Raw genomic sequence first — 6,994 nt, 5'->3', positions numbered from 1 at the left:
TCGAGCGCTGAAGGCAGTTCGCCGGAAAAGTCCTCGAAGAATTGCGCGAGGTCCGATTGCAGCCACGCAATCGCGTGATCGCCGCCGCTGACGAGGAACAGGAGCAGGTGTGCGTGCGGCGCGACGCCGCTCGCGGCAAGAATGCGCAAGGCTTCGCCGAGGCTGGCCGAGCGTTCGCCCGCAAGAACACGGCGCAGGGCATCCTTATGGATCTGCGCGTCGCGAGCGATGTCGCAGCGGGCACGGCCGCTGGCTTCGACGGCGGCCAAAAGCAGCCGGGCGAGGTCGGCGCGAACCTGTTGTTCGGCAAAGAGCGCCATGTTGGTCATCGACGAATCCTTATCTCCAGAGTGATCGACTCTCCGGCTAACCGCGAAGGAAGCCTGTAGGAAAACAAAAAGAACATTTAGAGAACATAGAGGAAGGAACGATCAGCTTCCTCCGACGATTCGCGCGAATTTCGGTCGCCTGCGCGCATATCGCGGCTCTCTTCGCTCAGATGCCGGCACAGTCAGCGCTGTTGCGCGATCAGCCTGCGCGAATCCCGTGCATCGCACCTCCCGATGTCGCTTTTTGCTTGGTCGAAAGCCCCAAAATCCAATTCCCGATTTCCTACAGCCCGGCTCCGGGGAGAGGAAAGAACATACAGCGAACGCATCGCTGGCTGATGTTCAATCCTCGGAGTTTCCATCCATGACCACCAAGACTGCCCTTCCGGTCCAGCAGCGCTCGCCCAACGGGGCTCGCGGCCGCGACTACATTCTTCCCGCCTGCGTGGCGCTGGCCTGCGCCGGTGCCGCCTTTGCCGGGGCCGATACCACCTTCGATCCCGCGTTGACCAAGTTCACCGACTTCCTCGAAGGTTCGGGCGGCAAGATCATCACTGTGCTCAGCCTTGCGGGCGGCCTGATCGGTCTCGCCTCCGGGCGTTTCTCGCTCGGCCAGGTCGCGGTGCCGGTCGGCGTCGGCATCGGTGTCGGCACCGGCGTTCCGATCGTCACCTCGGTCGTGACCGCGGTCATCTGATCAGCGGATCCGGTCACGACAGGAGGGCGGCATGGCCGACAGGTACCTCGTTCCACGGCGGCTCGACGACCCGGAGCTCATCGGCTTCTGGACCATCGACGAGTTTGCAGGGATCCTTATTCCCTTCGCCTGGGGCATTCTCTCGCAGCATATCTTCATCGGTATCGGCCTGGCCGCCGGGGCCTGGCTTGCCTTGCGGAAGGCAAAGGCACGCGGCGCCGGTTCGGCACTGGTGCATGCTGCGTACTGGTACCTACCCGGGAGCTTTCTCGGGTTGAAGGCCACGCCGCCCTCCCACTGCCGCCTGTTGGCGGGCTGAGGGAGGCGAACCATGCGAGCAGAATTCGCGCACGAACAGGCGCAGACCTACCTGCGGCAACGCAACCGCTTTGCCGTGCTGGCAGGTGTCCTGGGCCTGACCACGCTGGTCAGCCTCGGCGCCGCGGTCACCCGCGACGAGCAGGTTGTGTTGGTGCCGATCACCTCAGAGCGGATCACCGTCTCGAGCGGCGGGATCGACGCGCCCTATCTCGAACTTGTCACCCGCGACACGGCACTGATGCTCCTCAACCGGGCGCCCGAAAGCCTCGATTACTGGATGACGAACATCCTGAAGCTCGCCGATCCCGCCGCGCACGGCCGCCTCAAGGCCGAGCTCGTCCAAATCGTCGAGGAACAGCGCGGCTCGGACATCAGCCAGGCCTTCGTGATCGCGGAAATGCACGTCGACCCCAAGGCCCTGACCTCGACCGTCACCGGCACGCTCAAGACCTTTGTCGGCACGCAGGTGATCGCGAGCCAGCGCCGCTCCTTCCGTTTCCGCTGGTCGAAGCGTGGCCTCAGCCTTGCGCTCGCCGGCTTTGAGCAACTTCCCACCGACAAGGAGGAACCCGGCCAATGAGCCTTCTCCCATCTCCCCTCGCTGCTGCGCTTGCCGGAACCGGCCTTGCCTGTTTCGCGATCGGCGCGACAAGGCGCCCCGATCCCGGGCTCAAGCTGACCGGCCTCGCCGTGCTTGCCTTCGCGCTCGCGCCGGTCCCGGCGTATGCCGACCAATTCGTCGAAGCGGCCGACAACGCGACCATCGACTGCGAGCTCGCTCGCGGCGAACTCACCCGGATCGCGCTTATCGATGACGGCTTTGCCAATGTCTCGAAGATCGCGAGCGGTTTTCCCTACAATGATTTCCAGGTGACGCACGAGCCAGTGCGCGGAGACATCTATATCTCCGTGCCCCCGCAATTTGCCGCTGCCCGGGTCAGCTTCTTTGCGACCAGCAAGGCGGGCTACGTCTACAAGTTCGCCTGCCGTCTCGGCGGCGAGGAAGCGACCCAGCTCTTCATCACCAATCCCGCGCTCGCTAAAGCCGCGGCCACCGAATGGGAGACCGAGACCGGTCCCGAGGACGCCGCGATCCGCCTGATCGAGGCGATGGCGAGCGATGCCGTCCTGCCCGGATTCACTGCCCGCGCCGAACTGTCGGCTCCGCGCCGTACCGGCGGGATCGAGGTCCAGCTGGTCGCCGAATACCAGGGCGATGAACTTACCGGACAGCGCTTCCTCGTGCGCAACCTCGGCCAGGAAAGCCTTGCGCTTGGCTCCGAGCGCGAAGGTGCCGCAGGCGCGCTCGCTTTTGCCTATGGCCGCGATGCACTCGCTCCCGGTGAAGCGACCAGTGCCTTCCTAGTCTTTGCCAAGGGAGGACTCGACTGATGGCCGAGGCACCACAGAAGGACGCCGGAAAGAGGCCTCTGCCGGGCTCGCCGGAAGCGCGAGAAAGCGGACGGCGCAACCTCAATTCGCAGATCGCACAGCGCCAGAAGATGCTGCTCGCCGGGATCGGGGCCATCGCGCTCATCGGCGGCGGCATGTTCATTTTCGGCGGCGACGGCGACGAGGCTGGCACCGATGCCAATGGTGCGGCGACAATCGACACCGGCGGCCTCGTCAATCGTAACCTCTCGCAGCGCGAGTTCGTCGCGAGCTACGGTAACCGGCTCGATGCACAGGGCCGCGCGATCAAGGATCTCCAGCAGGCCCAGCTGCCGCGCCCCGAGATCGAACAGGAGCTCGAAGCCCTGCGCAGCGAGAACGCGCAGATGCGCTCCGACGGCCAGGCGGCGATCGACGCGATCTCGGCCGAGAATGCCAATCTGCGATCACAGCTGAGCGAAGCTGCGAAGGCACCTGCCGCCGCGCCGCCACTGCCACCGCCACCTGCCTATGGACCCGGCGTCGGCACCGGCGGAGCTGTCCAGCCACCGCAAGGAGCGCCGGAAACGCAAGGCGGACAGCTCAGCCTGATGAGCTTCAGCGCGGAGACGGGCAAGGACGGCAAGCCGCGTGCGGCAGAGACTGCGCCAGCCTTGTTGCTCGAAGCGAGCCGCGATTACCTTCCGCCCAACAGCTACGCACCGGCAACGGTCATCGTGGGTGTCGATGCCTCGACCGGCGTTGCCAGCCAGAGCGATCCGCTTCCCGTGGTGCTCCGGATCACCGGTCCGGCCCGCTCGGTGATGCGCGGCAACAAACTGCTCACCACCGATATCACCGGCTGCCTCGTCAATGGCGCGGCGCGCGGCGATCTCTCGGCGGAGAAGGTCTACGTCAAGCTGGTGCGCATGACCTGCGCGCAACCCGGTGGGCGCTTCGCGGTGAGCGAGGTCAAGGGGTTCATCTCCTTCGCCGGAAAGTCGGGCGTGCGCGGCCGCGTGGTCAGCCGCGAAGGCAGCCTTGTCAGCCAGGCGCTGCTGGCCGGGATCGTTGGCGGCTTCGGGCGCGGATTTTCCGCCAACGCCAACGGCATCTTCACCGGCCAGGTCGGCGCCAACGGTCAGCGCGAGGCGCTGTCGCCGACCGACATCCTCGCCGGTGGCTTTGGCCAGGGTGCCGGCGAAGCCGCCGACACCGTCAGCCGATACCTCATCGAACGCGCCGAACAATACCAACCCGTCGTCGAGATGCCGACCGGCATCGAGGTCGAGATCGTCTTTCTCGACGGCGTCCACGTCAGGAGCCCCTCCAAATGAACTACAATGACTCGCCGCCAAGCCTGAAGGCGCGCGCCGCCCACCTTGCCCTTGCCCTCTCGAGCGCCGCCGCCGTGCTGACGCTCGGCGTCTCTGCCGTCACTGCGATGCCTGCGAGCGCCGCGGGCATGGCGAGCGATGTCGCGCAGGCGCTGAAACTGCGGCTGCCCAAGACCCCGATCGATGCGATCAGCTGCGACACGCTCGGGCCCTGGTGCGAAGTCGTCTCGGGTGACACGCTGTTCTACATCGACGAGACCGCCCGCTACCTGTTCGTAGGCCGTCTCTACGACATGGAAGAACGGCGCGACGTCACTGCCGCCCGCCTGCTCGAACTCAATCCCGATCTGCTCGCGGCCGGTGCGGCGCGCGTAGCCAGTGACGCGCCGGCGGGACGCGACGAAACGCCTGTCCAGGCGGCCGCCAACCATGTCGACCTCTCGTCGCTTCCGGCTGCCGGCGCGATCCACTGGGGCAACCTCAAGGGCGAACGCCTGGTCGTCTTCTCGGATTTCCAGTGCGGGTATTGCCAGCGCCTGACCGCCGAACTCGCCAAGGCCAAGGTTCATGTCGAAGAGCGACCGATCTCGATCTTCGGCGCGGCAAGCCGCAAGATTTCCGAGGCGGTGCTGTGCGCTAAGGATCCGGCAAAGGCACTCCATGCGGCCTATTCCGGCCAGGCTCTGGCGACTGATAAGACCTGCAAGGAGGCCAAGGCACTCGATGCCAACGAAGCCTTCGCGAAGGCCAACGGGTTTGCCGGAACTCCGGTCATCGTGCGCGCCCGCGATGGGGCGGTGCTTCATGGCTACCGCGATGCCGCGGCGATCCGCCGCTTCGTCGCCGAAGGCAAGGGAGTGGCGCAATGAGCCGGCTTCCAATCCTTCGCGCCATGGTGCTCGCTGCGCCGCTCCTCCTGGCCAGTGGCTGCGCCAGCCTCGGCGGCAACGTCAAAGGCAGCTTTGCCTGCCGGGCTCCGGAAGGGACCTGCGCGCCGACTTCCGCGATCGATGCCGGGGCGACCGGCATTGAAAAGGCTGACACGGTTGACGCGCATCGGACGGTGACCCCGACCGGCGAAGCGGTTCGTCGCCTGCTGGTCGTGCTGACAGGCTACCGTGACGCGGCGGGCCGCGACCATGAGGCGCGCGTCGTTCACCTGACGCTGCCCGAACAGGCAGGGACAGGCTGGCGCACGCCGCAGGGCCGCCGCGAAGTCCTGCGCTCGCTGGCATCGACTATTGCCGCGACGCGCGAGAGCAACCCCGCAACCGATTTCCAACCGCCAAAAACCCAAGAGGCAGACACATTGCCGGAACAGCTGTTCATCCCCTCGCAGCCCGTTCCGGCGATGCCCGGCGCTGACGCGCCGGAACCCGGGGGACCTGGCTCGTTTTCCCCTCCCCGCGAGCCGGTCCCCCACCCTGACATGACCGAAGGAGAGAGCCAGTGACGCTATCCCTTGCTGCCGCGCGCGACGCACTCTCGCGGGGCCTGTTTGCCGACACGGCTCGGCCCGAAAAGCCGCGGGCGCATTTCGGGCTCGATATGCTCTCGGACTGGCTGCCCTACCGGGTCTATGACGAGGGGGCGAAGCTCTACCGCAACGCCCGCTCCAAAGGCTTCGTGCTCGAAGTCACCCCGCTGATCGGGGCCGACGAACGGACCGGCGAGATCCTCGGTCAGTTCTTCTCCGAAGGCCTGCCGCAGGGCGCCTGCCTCCAGGTCCTGAACTTCGCATCTCCGCGGATCGGCAGCGTGGTCGGCCCCTGGTTCGCTCCGCGCTACGAGCAGGGCGGGATCTACGAGGCCATCGCCAGAGCGCGCACCAGGCGCCTTTACGATCTCGTCTGGAGCTCGGGCTCGGCGCATGCGCCGTTCCATGCTCGCAACGTCCGGCTGATCGTCTCGCTCGGCGTGCCGGTGCCCGGAAGCGTGACCGACGCGGAACTTTCGGAATGCCGCGAAGGGCTGATGGGCATGCTCCACTCGCTCGGACTGCACGCGCAGGAGCTGCGTCCGGGCGGCCTCTTGGCGCTGATCGACGAGCTCACCTCGCCGACTACCGCGCACGAGACCGATATCCATGCGTGGAACCCGCACGATACGCTTCAGTCCCAAGCGATCCGCCGCGACATCGAGCTCGAGGTCGGCGACGATCGCCTGATCCTCAGGACCGAGCGCTTTCGCGAGACGGGCCGCGACGAGGAGGGCAATCCTGAAGTCGGCGAATGCTATCCCGACCATTTCGATGTGCGGCACTATGCCGTGCGCTCTACCCCTGAGCGCTGGGCACCTTGGGAATGCGCGCGGCTCATCGGCGACATGTTCACCGACAAGCTGCGTTTCCCCTGTCCGACGGCAACCATGCTGTGCCTGGTCTACCCCGACCAGGAAGCTGCTTCGGCGCGCGCGGGCTTCAAGTTCATGCGCACGACCAGTCTCAGCCAGACCAAGAGCGCGCGTTTCTTGCCCAAGCTTGCCGAACAGTCGGCCGAGTGGCGCCACGTCCAGGCCGAACTCCAGGCTGGCAAGAAGCTCGTGAAGCTGTTCTACGGGCTCACCAGCATCTCGCCGCTCGGCCAGGGCGACGCGCATGAACGCATCATCAAGGCGATCTACAAGGCGGCGGGCTGGGACCTTGCCGACGAGCGCTTCCTCCAGCTCCAAGGCCTCGTCGCTGCCTTTCCCCTGTGCCTCGCCGATGGCCTCGCCGACGACATGGCGCGGTTGAAGCGTCTCAAGACCATGCTCTCGACGACAGCGGCACATATCGCGCCGATGCAGGGCGAATATCTCGGCGGCGTAATCCCGCACCTCCTGCTCGTTGGCCGCCGCGGCCAGCCCTTCTGGTGGTCGCCATTCGAGAACGGTGCCGGCAACCACAATATCGCGATCTGCGGCAAGTCGGGTTCGGGCAAGTCGGTGCTGCTGCAGGA

The 6,994-nt window shown here is 66.1% G+C and carries 9 protein-coding genes; 8 read left to right on the top strand and 1 reads right to left on the bottom strand.

Going from position 1 to position 6,994, the window contains the following annotated elements; all coding sequences use genetic code 11:
- Positions 1 to 320: hypothetical protein (locus tag AAFM29_RS16240; RefSeq protein WP_341713803.1), on the bottom strand; the 320-nt coding region annotated here is incomplete at its 3' end.
- A 373-nt stretch (positions 321 to 693) separates the two neighbouring features.
- On the opposite strand from AAFM29_RS16240, the gene AAFM29_RS16235 reads away from it, so the two are divergent.
- The 8 genes from AAFM29_RS16235 to AAFM29_RS16200 all read left to right on the top strand — a co-directional run.
- A complete protein-coding gene (locus AAFM29_RS16235; RefSeq protein WP_006834207.1) occupies positions 694 to 1,026 on the top strand; it encodes a hypothetical protein in 333 nt (110 codons plus the stop codon).
- Positions 1,027 to 1,057: 31 nt separating this feature from the next.
- Positions 1,058 to 1,345 carry a type IV conjugative transfer system protein TraL gene (gene traL, locus AAFM29_RS16230; RefSeq protein WP_006834208.1) on the top strand — a complete coding sequence of 96 codons (288 nt, stop codon included), beginning with the start codon at positions 1,058 to 1,060 and terminating at the stop codon, positions 1,343 to 1,345.
- Positions 1,346 to 1,357: 12 nt separating this feature from the next.
- Entirely contained in the window at positions 1,358 to 1,927 is a 570-nt protein-coding gene (locus AAFM29_RS16225) for a type IV conjugative transfer system protein TraE (protein WP_006834209.1), read from the top strand.
- Entirely contained in the window at positions 1,924 to 2,739 is an 816-nt protein-coding gene (locus AAFM29_RS16220; RefSeq protein WP_006834210.1) for a type-F conjugative transfer system secretin TraK, read from the top strand. The genes AAFM29_RS16225 and AAFM29_RS16220 overlap by 4 nt, the downstream gene beginning before the upstream one ends.
- Complete coding sequence (locus AAFM29_RS16215; RefSeq protein WP_006834211.1) at positions 2,739 to 4,055, top strand: TraB/VirB10 family protein; 1,317 nt, start codon at positions 2,739 to 2,741, stop codon at positions 4,053 to 4,055. Before AAFM29_RS16220 ends, AAFM29_RS16215 begins: the two co-directional genes overlap by 1 nt.
- Positions 4,052 to 4,924: a DsbC family protein gene (locus tag AAFM29_RS16210; RefSeq protein ID WP_050599561.1), complete on the top strand. Its 873-nt coding sequence runs from the start codon at positions 4,052 to 4,054 to the stop codon at positions 4,922 to 4,924. Before AAFM29_RS16215 ends, AAFM29_RS16210 begins: the two co-directional genes overlap by 4 nt.
- A complete protein-coding gene (locus AAFM29_RS16205) occupies positions 4,921 to 5,508 on the top strand; it encodes a hypothetical protein (protein WP_341713802.1) in 588 nt (195 codons plus the stop codon). The genes AAFM29_RS16210 and AAFM29_RS16205 overlap by 4 nt, the downstream gene beginning before the upstream one ends.
- The coding region (locus tag AAFM29_RS16200) for a DUF5934 domain-containing protein (RefSeq protein ID WP_341713801.1) at positions 5,505 to 6,994 on the top strand (1,490 nt) is incomplete at its 3' end. The genes AAFM29_RS16205 and AAFM29_RS16200, both read left to right, overlap by 4 nt.

It is taken from the genome of Erythrobacter sp. (genome assembly GCF_038133525.1).
Classification (GTDB): Bacteria; Pseudomonadota; Alphaproteobacteria; order Sphingomonadales; family Sphingomonadaceae; genus Qipengyuania.
This window is presented reverse-complemented; position numbering and strand designations above follow the sequence as displayed.